General features: G+C 71.9%; 11 protein-coding genes and 1 tRNA gene. 5 read left to right on the forward strand and 7 right to left on the reverse strand.

What is annotated here, in order from left to right; genetic code table 11:
- Window positions 1-260: 260 nt before the first annotated feature.
- Genes ABD976_RS06970 through ABD976_RS06985 form a run of 4 tightly spaced genes read left to right on the forward strand, consistent with a single transcriptional unit; the run spans window position 261 to window position 4,754 of the window.
- The gene (locus ABD976_RS06970) at window positions 261-1,001 is read left to right on the forward strand and encodes a GntR family transcriptional regulator (RefSeq protein ID WP_345359051.1); all 741 of its coding nucleotides are present in this window, start codon (window positions 261-263) and stop codon (window positions 999-1,001) included.
- A complete protein-coding gene (gene solA, locus ABD976_RS06975) occupies window positions 998-2,152 on the forward strand; it encodes an N-methyl-L-tryptophan oxidase (protein WP_345359054.1) in 1,155 nt (384 codons plus the stop codon). The genes ABD976_RS06970 and solA overlap by 4 nt, the downstream gene beginning before the upstream one ends.
- Window positions 2,149-3,600 (forward strand): sodium:solute symporter family protein, encoded by a 1,452-nt coding sequence (locus ABD976_RS06980; RefSeq protein ID WP_345359056.1) that lies wholly within the window; start codon window positions 2,149-2,151, stop codon window positions 3,598-3,600. The genes solA and ABD976_RS06980 overlap by 4 nt, the downstream gene beginning before the upstream one ends.
- Complete coding sequence (locus ABD976_RS06985; RefSeq protein ID WP_345359058.1) at window positions 3,597-4,754, forward strand: NAD(P)/FAD-dependent oxidoreductase; 1,158 nt, start codon at window positions 3,597-3,599, stop codon at window positions 4,752-4,754. Before ABD976_RS06980 ends, ABD976_RS06985 begins: the two co-directional genes overlap by 4 nt.
- Before the next feature lie 81 nt (window positions 4,755-4,835).
- On the opposite strand, the gene ABD976_RS06990 is transcribed toward ABD976_RS06985, so the two are convergent.
- Window positions 4,836-4,909: transfer RNA gene (locus tag ABD976_RS06990), tRNA-Thr, on the reverse strand.
- Window positions 4,910-5,036: 127 nt separating this feature from the next.
- On the opposite strand from ABD976_RS06990, the gene ABD976_RS06995 reads away from it, so the two are divergent.
- On the forward strand, window positions 5,037-6,461 hold the full coding sequence (locus ABD976_RS06995; RefSeq protein ID WP_345359060.1) for a hypothetical protein: 1,425 nt from the start codon (window positions 5,037-5,039) through the stop codon (window positions 6,459-6,461).
- Window positions 6,462-6,603: 142 nt separating this feature from the next.
- Here ABD976_RS06995 and ABD976_RS07000 read toward each other — a convergent pair whose 3' ends face one another.
- The 6 genes from ABD976_RS07000 to ABD976_RS07025 form a co-directional block, all read right to left on the reverse strand.
- Window positions 6,604-6,717 (reverse strand): lasso RiPP family leader peptide-containing protein, encoded by a 114-nt coding sequence (locus ABD976_RS07000; RefSeq protein WP_345359063.1) that lies wholly within the window; start codon window positions 6,715-6,717, stop codon window positions 6,604-6,606.
- 81 nt (window positions 6,718-6,798) lie between these two features.
- On the reverse strand, window positions 6,799-8,001 hold the full coding sequence (locus ABD976_RS07005; RefSeq protein WP_345359066.1) for a DNA polymerase III subunit delta': 1,203 nt from the start codon (window positions 7,999-8,001) through the stop codon (window positions 6,799-6,801).
- A gap of 341 nt (window positions 8,002-8,342) precedes the next feature.
- Window positions 8,343-11,228 (reverse strand): type I DNA topoisomerase, encoded by a 2,886-nt coding sequence (gene topA / locus ABD976_RS07010; RefSeq protein ID WP_369775029.1) that lies wholly within the window; start codon window positions 11,226-11,228, stop codon window positions 8,343-8,345.
- Between the two features lie 207 nt (window positions 11,229-11,435).
- Window positions 11,436-12,020, reverse strand: a complete 585-nt coding sequence (locus ABD976_RS07015) for a hypothetical protein (protein ID WP_345359072.1) — start codon at window positions 12,018-12,020, stop codon at window positions 11,436-11,438.
- A gap of 377 nt (window positions 12,021-12,397) precedes the next feature.
- Entirely contained in the window at window positions 12,398-13,063 is a 666-nt protein-coding gene (locus ABD976_RS07020; RefSeq protein ID WP_345359075.1) for a hypothetical protein, read from the reverse strand.
- Window positions 13,064-13,217: 154 nt separating this feature from the next.
- Window positions 13,218-15,521 (reverse strand): sodium-translocating pyrophosphatase, encoded by a 2,304-nt coding sequence (locus tag ABD976_RS07025; protein ID WP_369775037.1) that lies wholly within the window; start codon window positions 15,519-15,521, stop codon window positions 13,218-13,220.
- Window positions 15,522-16,063: the final 542 nt, after the last annotated feature.

Consider the following 16,063-nt stretch of genomic DNA (forward strand, 5'->3'; position numbering starts at 1 on the left):
GCGGACACCTCGAACGGGTCGGTCGCGGCCGCCGAACGGAGGATCGGCGAGCCGGCTCGCCCCTCCGCGGTGGCATCGGTCCGGACGTGCCAGCCGGTCGCCCGTTTCGCACCTCCAGGCACCTCCGAATGGCCCCCGCGTGGCGGACGAAATCGATTCACGGGGCTTCCCGCGCCGCCGTGACCAGTGGGTCCGCTCGGCCCGCGGCCCCTCCGATGGCGTATTGACCGGTCATTATCGGAATGGTCAGGTCTACTGTCATGTCGCGAGTTCCCGCGCACGCTCGGATCCGGGCCGACCTGGAGAATGCGATCCGCTCCGGGGAGCTGCCCTCGGGCGCTTCCGTGCCGACCGAGCGCGAACTGGCCGAGCGGTACGGGGTGAGCAGGTCCACCGTGCAGCGCGCGTTGACCGACATGGCGCAGGCGGGGCTGGTGAACCGCCGCAGGAGGGCGGGCACGGTCGTCGCCGGTGGCGGAGCTGCCGCGAACCTGCTCCGCTTCACCGACCTCGTGGCGCGGGGCCCTGAGATCGAAGGGGCGCACCGGGTGCTCGACGCCCTCGTGTTGCCTGCCGACGACCTCGATGAACAGCTGCCCGGTGTCGGCCCGGACGAACCGGTGATCCACCTGCGGCGGGTCAAGGACGACGCCGAAGGCGTTCCCGCGGCCGTGGAGTCGGCGATCATCCCGTTCTCCGTGGCGCCCCGGCTGCTCCAGGAGGACCTGGCGCCCCTGACCACGCTGGCCTACTTCCACCGCATCGGTGTTCCGGTCTCGCGGTCCCGCTTGTACATCAGCCCCGTGGTCGCCGGACCGGAGGAGTCGTCCGCGCTGCGGGTCGAACCGGGTGCCGCGTTGCTCCACCTCCGCCGCGAGACCTACCTGCGCGGTGGCGGCCTGGCCGAGTTGTTCACCTGCGCCCTTTCCCCCCATGCCTTCCGGCTGTTCATCGAGCAGTCGGTCGAGTCCGAGCAGTTCCACGCAGAGGAGGGACGATGACGTCCACTTCGCCCACCATCGCGGTCGTCGGCACCGGCACCGTCGGCGCGATGGCCCTGTGGCAGCTCGCCCGACGCGGCATCGCCGCGGTCGGATTCGACGCCTACGCCCCGGGGCACGACCGCGGCGGGTACGGCGGCCAGACCCGCATCTTCCGGACGGCCTACCGCGAGGGGGCCGAATACGTACCGCTGCTGCGCCGCGCACTGGAAGGGTGGCGCACCCTGGAAACCGAGACGGGCAGCACGCTGCTGACCCGGACCGGCGGCCTCACCATCGCCCCGGAAGGCCACCCCGACCTGGACATGGTCCGCACCTGCGCAGCCGCCTTCGACCTCCCGCACGAGGAACTCTCACCCACCGAGTCGATGGAGCGGTTCCCGCAGCTTCCCGTCGAGCCCGACGAGACGGTCTTCCTGGACCGCACCGCGGGTGTGCTGCGCCCGGAGAAGTCGGTCATCGCCGCGGCGACGCGGGCCGAGTCGCTCGGTGCCACCGTGCACCGCTACTGCCCGGTGCAGGGCATCGAAGCCGACGACCACGGCGTCCGGTTGCGCACTCCCGAAGGGCAGCACCGCTTCGATCGCGTCCTGCTGACACCCGGCCCCTGGGCCACGGAACTCGCCCAGTCGGCAGCGCTGCCGCTCGAAGTGCACCAGATCACCACGATGTGGTTCCAACAGCGCCGGCCCGGCGAGTTCGGGCTCGAACGCACCCCCATCGTCCTGCGCAGCGGTCCTACCGCCTACACCAGCTTCCCGGCCGTCGACGGCGACACCGTCAAGGTCAGCTTGCACAGCGTGCCGCGCCCCCGCATCCCCAGCGCCGAGCACATCACCCGCAACCCCGCACCGGAGCTGGTCGCCGCCATGCGCGAAGCGGTCACCCGGTTCCTGCCGGGAGTCCACCCCGACCCGGTCCGGGTGGGCGGCTACGCCGACTCCTTCACCCCGGACGGCCACGCGATCGCCGGGCACCTCCCCGGACTGCCGAACACCACCGTCCTCACCGGATTCTCCGGGCACGGCTTCAAGATGGCACCCGTGCTCGGGGAGATCGCTGCCGACCTGGTCGTCGACGGCACCACCGACCACACCATCACCCACCTCGACCCGGCCCGCTACGCCACCACCGGAGAGGTGGCCGGATGACCATTCCGAGCACCCCGCTGATCGTCGTCGCCACCCTGGTCCTGCTGGCTGCGGGCGTCGTCACCGCGGTCCTCGTCAGCCGCCGGGTCCACGCCGCCGACGACTGGCTCGTGGCCGGCCGGTCCCTCCCCCTCTACGTCACCGTCTTCACCCAGTTCGCCACCGCCGTCGGTGGCGGGGTGCTGGTCGCCCACGTCGGCCTCGCCTACGAATCCGGCTGGGCCTACTTCTTCTACCCGGGTTTCCTCTTCGTCGGCATGGTGCTGCTCACCAGCATCGCCCGCTGGCTGCGCGAACAGGAGTTCTCCACGGTGCCCGGGATCCTGCGCCGGTTGTACGCGGAGCACCCGGCGATCACGGTCCTGGCCGCGCTGGCCTCCATCGTCGTCCCGTTCGGGTGGTTGGCGACCCAGTTCGTCGCCTTCGCCTCCCTGTTCACCGGGATCATGGGGCTGTCCACCACGTGGCTGACCGTCATCATGGGCGCGGTCACCCTGGTGTTCGTGCTGCCCGGCGGGCTGCGCTCAGTAGCGTGGACCGACTTCCTGTTCGGCGTCGTCATGGTGATCGTGTCGGTCACCATCGCCGGCTACGTGCTGAACATGGCAGGTGGGTGGAGCGGCATCACCAGCGCCGTCCCGGAGACCCTGACCTCGTTCCCCGAAGGACTCGGCGCGGCAGGAGCGTCCACGGTCCTGCTGTGGATGTTCGCGCTCGTCCCCGGAACCCTGACCAACCAGATGTACTACCAGCGCATCTTCTCGATCAGGGACATCGGCCAGACCCGCGGGAGCCTGCTGATCAGCGCGGCGCTGGTTCTCGCCTCCGGCGCCTACGCCTTCATCATCGGCATGTCCGCGCGGGCCCTGAACCCCGGCCTGGCGGACCCCGAGATGGCCGCAGGCTGGATGCTGACGCAGATCCCCCCGCTCCTGCTGGCGCTCTACGCAGCCTTCTTGGTGGCCACGATCATCTCGACCACCGGCAGCGCGTTGCAGTCCGTGGTGACCAACGCCGTGCAGGACATCTACGTGGACCTGTTCGGGAACCGGGAGGGGACCGGGCTGGTGCACCTGTCGCGCCTGCTCTCCGTCGTCGTCACGGTTCTCGCCGCGCTCTTGGCCATCCTCTTCCCGACCGCGCTGACCTGGCTGGTCGCGACCTACGCCTACTCCGCGTCCGTGCTGGCCGCCCCCCTCTTCATCGGCTACTTCCTGCACCGGCGGGGAGGGAGGCTGCGGTCCGGCACCGCGCTGGCCGGGATCGTCGGCGGTCTCCTCGGCTGCACCACCGCGCACGTCCTCGACACCACGATCCCGTACGCGGTGCACGGCATCGTGGCCAGCACCGTCTGCCTCCTCGTCGCGCACGCCGTCCTCGACCGCACGGGCTCCGGGCCGACGCAACCGGTGGCGCCCACGGACGGCCAGTGGAAGGGAGAAGGATGAACGTCATCGTCATCGGAGCGGGCATCGTCGGCGCGTCGATCGCGGCCGGCCTCGCCGAGAGCGGAACGGCGGTCACGGTCCTGGAGCGAGGCCGCAGCGGCGGAGGCGCCACCGCGACGTCGTACGCCTGGGTGAACGCGAACGGCAAGGAACCGACGTCCTACTTCGCCCTCAACGCCGCCGGCGTCCGGGCCCACCACGAACTGGCCCGCGACGGCGCGCCCTGGTTCGTCCCCGGTGGCCACCTCGAGATCGCCGCCGACGAGGCGCACCAGCGGCACCTCGACGGCCGGATCGACCGGCTCCGGGAGCACGGCTACCCCGTCGAGGAGTTCAGCGCGGAACGCGCCCGGCGGTCGGTTCCGGACCTGCGAGTGCCGGAAGGCACGCGCAAGGTGGCGTTCTTCCCGGAAGAGGGCCACGTCTTTCCGCTGGCCTACCTCGACGCGATGCTCGGCCGGGCACGCGCGGCCGGAGCGGAGATCCACACCCGAACACCCGTCGTAGCGCTGGAACCCGGGGACGTCGGGGCGACGGTCCGCACCGCGGACGGCCGAGCCTTCGCCGCCGACGCGGTCGTAGTCGCAGCCGGCCGCTGGACCGGCGAAGTCGCCGCGCTGGCCGGCGCGCACGTTCCATTGCTCCAGTTCAGCGAGCCGGGCGACGTCACCGTCGGGTACCTGGCCACGACCGACCCGGTGGCCACGTCGCTGGACAAGGTCGTGACCACACCACGGCTGAACGTGCGCCCGCACGACGGGGGACGGCTGCTGCTGCAAGCGCTGGACCTGGACGTGGCAGCCGACCCCGACCACGTCCCCGCGCCGGACTCCGCACTCGCCGCGGAATTCCAACGGCGCCTGCGCGAGACGCTCCACGGCACCGGAAGCGCCCGGGTGGAACGACTCGTCGTCGGCCAACGCGTCATGCCGGCGGACGGATTGACCATCGTCGGCCCGAGCGCGGAACAGCCGTGGCTGTACGTCGTCGCGACCCACAGCGGCGTCACCCTCGCCCCGCTGCTGGGACAGGCGGTGACCCGGGAAGTGCTGGGCGGCCACGAGCCGCTGCTCGACGACTTCCGCCCGGGCAGGTTCCGCGACGGCACGACCCCCGCCTCACCGCCGGTCCCACGCCGACCCGGGGAGCAATGAGCCGCAACTCCTCCCGGACATCCCGAGGCGGAGAGCAGAAAGACCGCAGGCCACCGGGGTGGTCCTGCGGTCTTTCGAGCGAGCCGCCTGAGGGAATCGAACCCTCGACCTACGCATTACGAGTGCGTCGCTCTGGCCGACTGAGCTAAGGCGGCAGCGTCGTCGTTGAGTGTAGCGGGTCGGCCTCGGCGGACCGCCGTGGGGGCGGGCGTCACCGGAACGGGGTCGGGTCGTTGAGCGTGCGTGACGTCGGTCACCCATGCCTGCCGGGGAGGAAGCCGGATGCGCCCAGCCCGCCCGATCCGCCGATGGTCCGTCTGCGCCCTGGTGTCGTTGGCCGTGGCGGGGGTGTCCGCCCCCGCCGCGATCGGCCAGTCCGACGAGCCGTCCTCGCTGCCGACCACGCCGATCCCCGCCCCCGAGGACCCGTCGCAGCCCCCGGCCTCGCAGCCCGACGACGCACCGGGGCCGATCGTCGCGGACGCGGGCACGTTGCTGGGGATCGTGCGGCTCCTGCCGAAGACGGTGCCCACCGGGACGATCGTCGACGACCCGGAGTTCGAGGAGGCGCTGCCACCGCAGTCCGTCGCCGAGGTCGGGATGGGGCGGGCGGTGGCGCAGGCGAACTCAACCTCGTACTTCGCGCACGAGCGGTCCGTCGCCGAGTCCTCGCCGATCGGGGTGTCGCTGCTGGGGCGGGTGCCGACGCTGCCCGGCGCGCTGGCGCAGACCGCGCTGCCCGACCACCCCGAGCCGGTGACGAACAGCTTCGTGCCCGCCACCCCGCTCGACCCGCTGCTGCGGCTCGGGCTCGTCGACGGCAGCGCGCACGCCCGGTGGGACGAGCGGACCGGACCCTGCGTCGGCACGATCTCGGACGCCTCGACGTCGCTGGCGAGCGTCTCCGCCGTCAACGCCCTGCCCGAGCTCCCCGAGGCGCCCGAGGTGCGGCGGCTCGGCGGACTCCTCGACGGGCAGCAGCCGGACGCCGACGGGCTGGGCTCGCTGCTGCACGTCCCCGACGCCCTCTCGGCGCGCTCGACGGTGCGGCTCGTCGACGTCCCCGGCCAGCAGGGCCAGGCGGTGCGCTCCACCTCGTCGGTGCAGGTCGCCAGCGTCCGGCTGTTCGCGGGCACCCCGGTCGAGCTGCGGATCGACGTGGTGAGCCGACCGACGCTCACCGCCACCGCCACCGGCGACCCGGCCACCTCCACCGTCGAGTACGCGGCCCCGGTGCTGCGGGTGTCGCAGGGCGGCCGGGAGCTCGGCGTGCTCGACGCCGCCCGGCCCGAGCTGGACGTGCCGCTCGACGCGCTCGACCTCGGGCTGCTGCGGCTGAGCATCGGCGAGTTCGACCAGGCCACCGTGGGCACCGAGGTGCGCGGGGTGGCGCGGATGTTCGACCTGCAACTGCTGCGCGGCCACCCCATCGGCGTCGAGACCTCGCTGGTGCGGATCAGCTTCGGCGAACAGGTGGTGCGGGCGGGCGCCCCGGAAGGCGGGATCGAGTGCGGGGCAGCCGCACCACCCGGCACCGCTCCCGCCGCCGCCCCGGCCCCCGACCCGACACCGGGCGGCGGCGCACCCACCGGACCACCGCTGGCCGAGACCAGCGGTGCCTACCACGCCGTGCCGCTGTTCTGGACCGGCACGGCCCTCCTGCTGCTCGGCGCCGTGCTCGTCGCCGCCGTCCCCCGCCGCCGCTGATCACCCCCGCTGATCACCCGGACGAGTGCTGAGTGAGGGGCACCCTTGCCCAAGTTACTTGGGCAAGGGTGCCCCTCACCTGGACAAAGATCACCTGGACGTGTGGCGGCTCGTGTCGTTCCCGCGCGGTTCGGCGGGCGGGTCAGAGGCTGAACAGGCCGACGTAGTCCAGGACGTTGCCCAGCCCGCCCAGGGTGTCGGCGGCGAACCTGCCGAGCTCGGTGAGCTCCGGCGCGGTGCAGGTGGTCTCGTTCATGGCGGCCTCCGCTTCGTGACGGCTCCGCCCTTCCCATCGGCTCGGGCCGGCGGTGTCCTGACCGACGTCACCCGCGTTGCGTCAGCCGCCGTGGAGGGTGGCGACCATGGCCTCCACGGCGATGATCGGCTTGACGTTGCGGTTGAGGGCCTCCCGGCAGTCCAGGACGGCCTCGAGGCGGCGCAGCGCGGACTCCGCCGTCCACTCCCCGGCCGCCTTCGCCACGGTGCTGCCGAAATCGGGGTGGTTGAGCTCGGTGCGGGCACCGGAGCGGACGACGAGCACGTCGCGGTAGAACCCGGCGAGGTCGACCAGGGCGAGGTCGAGGGAGTCGCGCTGGGAGCGGGTGGCGCGCGACTTCTGCCGCTTCTCCAGCTCCTTGAGCGCGGCGTTGGCCCCCCGGGTCGCCGAGGCGGTGCCCTTGCCGGTGCCGCCCGCGCCCATCGCCGTCTTGAGCTCCTCCTTCTCGCTCTCGTTGCGCTCCTCGTTGGCCGTGACCGCCTCGGTCTCGGCGAGCTTGACCAAGCCCTGCGCGGCGGTGAAGACGTCGGCGAACCGGCGCAGCCCCAGCGGGATGCGCAGCACCGATTCGCGGCGCTCCCGGGCCTGCTCGTCGGTGGCGAGCCGGCGCGCCCGGCCGATGTGGCCGCCGCAGACCGACGCCGCCCATTCCGCGCGCTGCGGATCGACGCCGTCGCGCTCGGCCAGGACCTCGGCGATCGCCGACGCGGGCGGGGTGCGCAGCGACAGCACCCGGCAGCGGGAGCGGATCGTCACCGACACGTCCTCGGGGTGGTCGGAGGGCGCGCAGAGCAGGAACACCGTCCGCGGCGGCGGCTCCTCGACGGCCTTGAGCAGCGCGTTCGACGCGCCCTCGGTGAGCCGGTCGGAATCCTCGATCAGCACCACGCGCCAGTCCCCCGTGGTGGGGCGCCGCGCCGCGGCCTGCACCAGCGACCGCATCTCGGCCACCGAGATGGACAGCCCCTCGGGCGCCACCACCCGCACGTCGGCGTGGGTGCCGGCGAGCACGGTGCGGCACGCCGAGCACTGGCCGCAGCCGGGCAGCTCCTCGTCGGTGCACTGGAGTCCGGCGGCGAACGCCCGCGCGGCCACCGAACGCCCCGAGCCGGGCGGGCCGGTGAACAGCCAGGCGTGCGTCATCGCACCGGGCGCGACGTCCTCGCCGCGCACCTGGCGGGCCGCCGCGGCCACCGCGTCCCGGAGGACGTCGACCGCCTCGGCCTGGCCGACCACGTCCGCCCAGGCGGAACCGGACCGCATCACGTCGCCTCCCGTCGGCGGATTCGCTGTTCGCACTCTACGACCCCGCCCCGGCACGCCCACCGCACCCGGGAGGGCGCCGAGTGAGGGGCACCGTCATCCGGCATAGGACTGTGAGAATGGCTTGCTTGGCGGTGCGGGTGGCGGAACCTCAGCGGCCTTCTCGCTCCGGGCGCCCTTCTTGATGTATGCCAATACACGGCATCAGGGCGTCCTCGCGAGAAGACCGCTGAGAACCCGCGGCGGTGCAAGTTGCGTGCCTCACCGCATGCGGCTCCGCCGCATTCTGAAAGGACCCCTTAGTCGGATGAGGGTGCCCCTCACTCGGCGAAGCTCACCGGTCAGGAGGTCTTGGACGAGCTGGCCTTCGACTTGGTGCCGGACGACTTGGAGCCCGTGGACTTCGAGCCGGTCGACTTGGAGGTCGACTTCGACGCCGTCGACTTGGAGCTCGTGGACTTCGAGCTCGTGGACTTGGTGCTGGTGGACTTCTTCGCCGGGGCCTTCTTGGCGGGCGCCTTCTTCTTCGCCGGGGCCTTGGCCCGGCGCTCGGCCAGCAGCTCCACCGCGCGGTCCATGCTCAGCGAATCCACCGCGTCGCCCTTGCGCAACGACGCGTTGGTCTCCCCGTCGGTGACGTACGGGCCGAAGCGGCCGTCCTTGATGACCAGCGCCTTGCCGGTGTCCGGCGCCTCGCCCAGCTCGCGCAGCGGCGGCGCGGCGGCCCGCCTGCCGCGCTGCTTGGGCTGGGCGTAGATCTTCAGCGCCTCGTCGAGGGTGATCGTGAAGATCTGCTCCTCGGTCTCCAGCGAGCGCGAGTCGGTCCCCCGCTTCAGGTACGGCCCGTAGCGGCCGTTCTGCGCGGTGATGTCCTCGCCCGACTCCGGGTCGGTGCCCACCGTGCGCGGCAGCGACAGCAGGCTCAGCGCGTCGTCGAGGGTGATCGTGTCCAGCGACATGGACTTGAGCAGGCTGCCGGTGCGCGGCTTGGACTTGTCGCCCTCGGGCAGCACCTCGGTGACGTACGGGCCGAAGCGGCCTTCCTTGGCGAGCACCTCGTGCCCGGTCTCCGGGTCGGTGCCCAGGCTGCGCCCCTCCATCGGGGTGGCGAACAGCTTCTCCGCGATCTGCACGGTGAGCTCGTCCGGCGGCAGGTCGTCGGGCAGGTTCGCCCGCTGCGAGGACTCGTCGGCCAGCGCCCGCTCCAGGTACGGCCCGTAGCGGCCGACGCGGACGTAGACGGTGCGGTCCTCCTCGTCGGTGAACATCGGGATCGAGTTGATCTCGCGCGGGTCGATCTCCTCGACGCCGGAGCCGACCAGCTTCTTCAACCCGCCCGCACGGCCGATCGAGTCGTCCGGCCCGACCTCGCCGCCGAAGTAGAAGCCGGACAGCCAGCGGGTGCGCTCCTGCCTGCCCTCGGCGATCCGGTCCAGCTCGTCCTCCAGCGCGGCGGTGAAGTCGTAGTCCACCAACCGGCCGAAGTGCTTCTCCAGCAGCCCGACCACCGAGAACGCCACCCAGGACGGGACCAGCGCGGAACCCTTCCGCCACACGTAGCCGCGGTCCTGCACGGTGCTGATGATCGACGCGTAGGTGGAGGGGCGGCCGATGCCCAGCTCCTCCAGCGTCTTGACCAGGCTCGCCTCGGTGTAGCGGGGCGGCGGGTTGGTGCTGTGGCCGTCCGCCGAGAGCTCCGGCGCGGTGATCGGCTGGTCCTGCACGAGCTGCGGCAGCCGCGACTCCGCGTCGTCGGCCACCCCGCCGGCCTCCGAGTCCACCGACTCGACGTAGGCCTTGAGGAACCCGGCGAAGGTGATGCTGCGGCCCGAAGCGGCGAACGTGCACTCCTGGCCGTCGGCGGCGGTGCCGGTGATCCGCACCGACATCGTGGTGCCCTTGGCGTTGGCCATCTGGGAGGCGATGGTCCGCTGCCAGATCAGCTCGTAGAGCTTGAAGCCGTCGACGTCGCGGTCCAGCTCGGCGGCCACCTGGCCCGGCGTCCGGAAGCTCTCCCCCGCCGGGCGGATCGCCTCGTGCGCCTCCTGGGCGTTCTTCACCTTGCGGGTGTACTGGCGCGGCTGCGGCTCCAGGTACCGCTCGCCGTAGAGGTCGCTGGCCTGGTTGCGGGCCGCCAGCAACGCCGTCTCGGACAGCGTCGTGGAGTCGGTCCGCATGTAGGTGATGTAGCCGTTCTCGTACAGCCGCTGCGCCGTCTTCATCGTCCGGTCGGCGGAGAAGCGCAGCTTGCGGCCCGCCTCCTGCTGGAGCGTGGAGGTCATGAACGGCGGGTAGGGCTTCCGCGTGTAGGGCTTCTCCTCGACGCTGGAGACGTGCAGCCGCGCCTCGGCGAGCCCCTCGGCCAGCGCGCGCGCCGCGGTCTCGTCGAGCAGCCGCACCTCGTCGCTCTTGAGCCGCCCGTCCGGGCCGAAGTCCCGGCCGGTGGCGAGCTTCGCGCCGTCCACGCTGACCAGCCGCGCGCCGAAGCGGCGCGGTTCGGCGTCCTCGCCGGCGTCCATCGTCGCCGAGATGTCCCAGTAGTCGGCGGTGACGAACTTGATCCGCTCCCGCTCGCGCTCCACCACCACGCGGGTCGCCACGGACTGCACCCGGCCCGCCGAGAGCTTCGGCATGACCTTCTTCCACAGCACCGGGCTGACCTCGTAGCCGTAGAGGCGGTCGAGGATGCGCCGGGTCTCCTGCGCGTCGACGAGGTCGTGGTCCAGGTCGCGCGGGTTCGCGGCGGCGGCCTGGATCGCGGACTCGGTGATCTCGTGGAACACCATCCGCCGCACCGGCACCTTGGGCTTGAGCGTCTCCATCAGGTGCCAGGCGATCGCCTCGCCCTCGCGGTCGCCGTCCGTGGCGAGGTAGAGCTCGTCGACGTCCTTGAGGGCGTCCTTGAGCTCGGTGACGGTCGGCTTCTTGTCCGGGGGGACCAGGTAGAGCGGCTCGAAGTCCGCCTCGACGTTGACGCCGAGGCGGGCCCACGACTCGCCCTTGTACTTGGCCGGGATCTCCGCGGCCTTGCTCGGCAGGTCGCGGATGTGCCCCCGGGAGGACTCCACGACGTAGTCGGACCCCAGGAAGGACGCGATCTTGCGGGCCTTGACGGGTGACTCGACGATCACCAAGCGCCGACCTCCGGCACCCGCCCCGTTCGAGGCAGCAGAACCCGAAGCCCGGCCGGTACCGCCGTTCTTCTTCGTCCGTGTCGACCCAGCCACTCTTACCCGCTCTCTTCTCGTGGAGGCATCCGGTCCGCGCCCGCCACCAAGTTCCTCAGTGTGCCCCCTGCTCGTCCGATTTCACCGAGCCGGGAAGGCACAGGGTGGCACACAACACGCCCGCACTCGCAGCGCTCGTCCCTAACGAACGTATCGGGTGACGGTCGTGTTCCGTTGCGTGACCTGGCGTGACGTGGGTCAACCTGGTCAGGAGACCAGCGGCCACGTTCGCTCGATCGCACCATCGGGCATCGGACCGACCAGTTCGGCCAGCCTGGCCAGCCGACGCCGCCCGGTCACCCGCAGCGCCGGACCCCCGGCCCGCTCGCCCACGACCTTCGCCGGCAGCCCGCACCGGTCCAGCGCCGCGAGCAGCGCCGGATGCGTCTGCGGCGCGTGCGGGTCCAGGCCCAGCCGGTAACCCGCCGGGTCGGCGCAGCCCGCGGCCAGCGCCCACAGCCGCAGCGCCCAGCCGTCCGGGACGAAGTCCGCCGGGACCGCCTTCACCGCGCCCCGCAGCCACCGGGCGGCCAGCGGCGCGAGGTCCGCGCGGAAGGCCGTGCGGACCAGCGGGCGACCTTCGTCGGACCGCCCCGGCACCGCCTCGACCCCGCGCTCCGCGCAGGCCAGGACCAGCGACCGCACCCGCCACTCCGCGTCGAGCACCGCGGAGACCCGGGCCGCCGCACCCCGGCCGAACGCCACCGCCTGCCCCGGGCCGCACAGCAGTCCGGCGAGGTCCACCACGCGGGGCGTCCGGGCCTCGGCCGCGAAGAAGGACATCTGGCCCACGGAATCCAATGCTAGAACAACAGTTCGACCCTGACCAGGGGATTCATGCTTTAGTGGCTTACTCGTCTTGCGTCGCGGTGCCAGTAGCGGAACCTCAGCGGCCTTCTCGCTCCGGGCGCCCTTCCTCATGTACAAGCGCGTACACAGCGTCAGGGCGTCCTCGCGAGAAGACCGCTGAGAACCCGCGGCGGTGCCAGTTGCGAGGGCGGGGCAAGGCGGAAGCGGCTCTCGCCGCTTGCCTGACGGGGGTCGGGTGAGCCTGGCGGGTTCGGCTGGAAGCGGCTTTCGCCGCTTGCCTGGCGGTGGTCGGGTTTGGTGCGTGCGTGGCTTCGCCGCTTGGCGGTGCGAGGGCCGGGTGGTCCTCGCACCGCTCGGCGTCACCGCGGCGGTTGCTGCGGTTGCTGCGGGGGTTGCTGCGGTTGCGGGGGTTGCTGCGGGGGCGGCTGGACCAGCGCGGCGCATTCGGGGGCCTGCTCGGCGGCGGCCTTGAGCTCCGGGTTGGTCTCGAACTGGTGCGCCTCGGCGGCGAGCTGGAGCTTCTCGCCCTTGGCCAGCTCGGCCTGCACCTCGCCCATCCCGGCCTGGAACGCCTGCTGGTTGCTCGCGTCGACCCCTTCCGCCTTCTGCTTGGCGCTGAGCAGGATGTCGCGGGCCTGGACGAAGCCCTGCTCGAAGGAACCGCCGAGCTTCTCGGCACCGGCGACCGGCGTCGGACCCAGCTCGCGGATGCCGCGCAGCGTCTCGTCGGCATTGGTGGCGGCGGTGTCGATCTGGCTGATCACCGACTGCTTGAACTTGCCGGTGCTGGAGCGGTCCACGCCGGGGAGCTGCTGCTGCGATGCGGTGAAACCACCGACCAGGCCGCAGAGCTTGCCGGTCCACGCGACGTCCTCCGGAGCCGCCGCCTGGGGACCGGGCTGTTGCTGCTGCTGGGGCGGCTGCTGCTGGGGCGGTGGCGCGGCCTGCTCCCCGCCACCGGCGCATCCGGCGAGCGCGAGCGGGACCGCGGCGAGCACGACGACGGACGCCGAACGGAACTTCATGCATCCTCCTGTGCCTGAGTGCGACACCCGGACGGTCCGGGACCGCCGACTCTCCCGCAACCCGCACCGGACGGTTCCCTCCCGGGGTATGCCCGCCGCGGACGGCGGTGGGGCACCCGGGCGGACCCGGATGCCCCACCGCGCGCACCGGCGATCACGCCGATCCGTTGACCATCTTGTCCTCGCTCGGCGATTCCGCGATGGCGGTGCTGCGCCGCTTCGACACCACGATGGCGCCGACGATCACCAGCACGGCGGCCACCGCGATCCCGGCCGAGATGCCGCGCGGCACGTCGTCGGGAACGGTCAGCGCCACCACCGCGGGGGCGATCAGCACCGACACCAGGTTCATCACCTTCAGCAGCGGGTTGATCGCCGGACCGGCGGTGTCCTTGAACGGGTCGCCGACGGTGTCGCCGATGACCGTGGCGGAGTGCGCCTCCGAGCCCTTCCCGCCGTGGTGGCCGTCCTCGACGAGCTTCTTCGAGTTGTCCCAGGCACCGCCCGAGTTGGCCAGGAAGATGGCCATCAGGGTGCCGGTCGCGATCGCCCCGGCCAGGTACCCGGCCAGCGGACCGACGCCGAGGCCGAAGCCCACCGCGATCGGCGCCAGCACCGCGAGCAGCCCCGGCGTGGCCAGCTCGCGCAGCGAGTCGCGGGTGCAGATGTCCACCACCCGGCCGTACTCCGGCCGCACCGAGCCGTCCATGATCCCCGGGCTGGTGGTGAACTGGCGGCGCACCTCGTAGACCACCGCACCGGCGGCGCGGGACACCGCGTTGATCGCCAACCCGGAGAACAGGAACACCACGGAGGCGCCGATGACCACGCCGACCAGGACGTCCGGCGCGTAGACGAAGTACTCGTCCACGGCGAGCCCGCCCGCGATGCCGGTCAGCGCCTGCCCGATCGCGTCGGTGTAGGAGCCGAACAGCGCGGTCGCGGCCAGCACCGCGGTGGCGATCGCGATGCCCTTGGTGATCGCCTTGGTGGTGTTGCCGACCGCGTCCAGCTCGGTGAGGACCTTCGCGCCCTCGCCCTCGACGTCGCCGGACATCTCGGCGATGCCCTGCGCGTTGTCGCTGACCGGGCCGAAGGTGTCCATCGCGACGATCACGCCGACGGTGGTCAGCAACCCGCAGCCGGCCAGCGCGATGGCGAACAGCGCCACCGCCAGCGAACCGGACAGCAGGAACGCGCCGTACACGGCCGCCCCGATGATCAGCGCGGTGAACACGGCCGACTCGAAGCCGACCGACAGCCCGGACAGGATCACCGTGGCCGCCCCGGTCAGCGAGGACTTCCCGACGTCGCGCACCGGGCGGTGCTCGGTGGCGGTGAAGTAGCCGGTCAGCTTGAGGATCACCACCGCGAGCAGGATGCCGATGATCACCGCGACCAGCGCGATCAGCGCCGGGCTGCCCTCGGTCCGGCGGATCTCCTCGGAGACGCCGGTGAGCGAGGCGAACGAGCTGGGCAGGTAGATCACCGCGGCGGCCGCGCAGAGCACCGCCGAGATCCCGGCCGAGATGTAGAACGACCGGTTGATCGCGGTCAGCGCGCTCTCGCCCGCGCGGGCCTTGGTGATGTAGACGCCGATCACCGCGGTCACCACGCCGATCGCGGGCACGATCAGCGGGAACAGCAGGCCGTGCGCGCCGAACGCGGCGGTGCCCAGGATCAGCGAGGCCACCAGCGTCACCGCGTAGGACTCGAACAGGTCCGCCGCCATGCCCGCGCAGTCGCCGACGTTGTCGCCCACGTTGTCGGCGATCGTCGCGGCGTTGCGCGGGTCGTCCTCGGGGATGTTCTGCTCGACCTTGCCCACCAGGTCGGCGCCCACGTCGGCGGCCTTGGTGAAGATGCCGCCGCCGACCCGCATGAACATCGCCAGCAGCGCGGCGCCGAAGCCGAAGCCCTCCAGCACCCGCGGCGCTCCGCCCGCGTAGACCAGCACCACCAGCGCCGCGCCGAACAGGCCCAGGCCGACCGTGGTCATGCCGACCACCCCACCGGTGCGGAAGGCGACCCGCATCGCCTTCTCCCGGCCGCCCGCGGACTCCCGGGCCGCGGCGGCGACCCGCACGTTCGCCCGGGTCGACAACCACATGCCGAGGTAGCCGATGGCCGCCGAGAAGGCCGCGCCGAACAGGAAGAAGATCGAGCGGCCGATGCGCTCCCCGGTGTTCTCGGCGGGCAGCGCGAACAGCACCAGGAACACCGCGACGGCGAAGATCGTCAAGGTCCGGAACTGCCGGTTCAGGTAGGCCGAGGCACCTTCCTGCACCGCCTTGGCGATGTCCTTCATCGAGGAGGTGCCCTGCCCGGCGGCGAGCACCTCCTTGATCAGGACGTAGCCGAACGCCAGCGCCGCCAGTGCGATCACCATGACCACGCCGACCACCGCGTAGTCGGCGCCGCCGAGCTCGATGCCGGTGACGTGCTGGGCGAGGTCCATCCGGGTCGAGCCCGGCGGTGCAGCGCCCTGGGCCCAGCCGTGCTGGACCGGGGTGAGCAGGGACATCCGTCCTCCAGGTTTGTGCTCGTTTCAAGGCCGTCGGCGGGCCGACGACGCGCGGTACGGCCTCGCCCGGGGTGACCGCGGCCACCCATGACGACGTCGTGGCCGCGCAGTCTATTCAGGCCACGAGTGGCTTACTTCACGGTGTGATACGCACCTCGTGACGACGTGGGCTTTTGTTATGGGTTGATCGATTCATCCGACTACTTGATCACCCAAAGGAGTCCTTCTTGATTTGGCCCGAATGGGTGACGTGAGGTAGAGGGATCGCGCTCCGCGACGAAAAGGCGTCCGAGCCGCCGGACCGCGGGGCCGCCACCCGGCCGCTCGAATCCGCCCGATCGGACGACAGCGAGCGGACATGCCGACGTGGGGGCACCCTCAGCAGGGCTTTCGCGCGCCTGTGCGACGCTCGATCGGTGACCGCAGCGGACCAGGGCGCCGACCGTCCGAGCGCCGACCAGCCGGGCGCCGGGCAG

The sequence above is a fragment of the Saccharopolyspora cebuensis genome (assembly GCF_039542665.1).
GTDB lineage: Bacteria > Actinomycetota > Actinomycetes > Mycobacteriales > Pseudonocardiaceae > Saccharopolyspora > Saccharopolyspora cebuensis.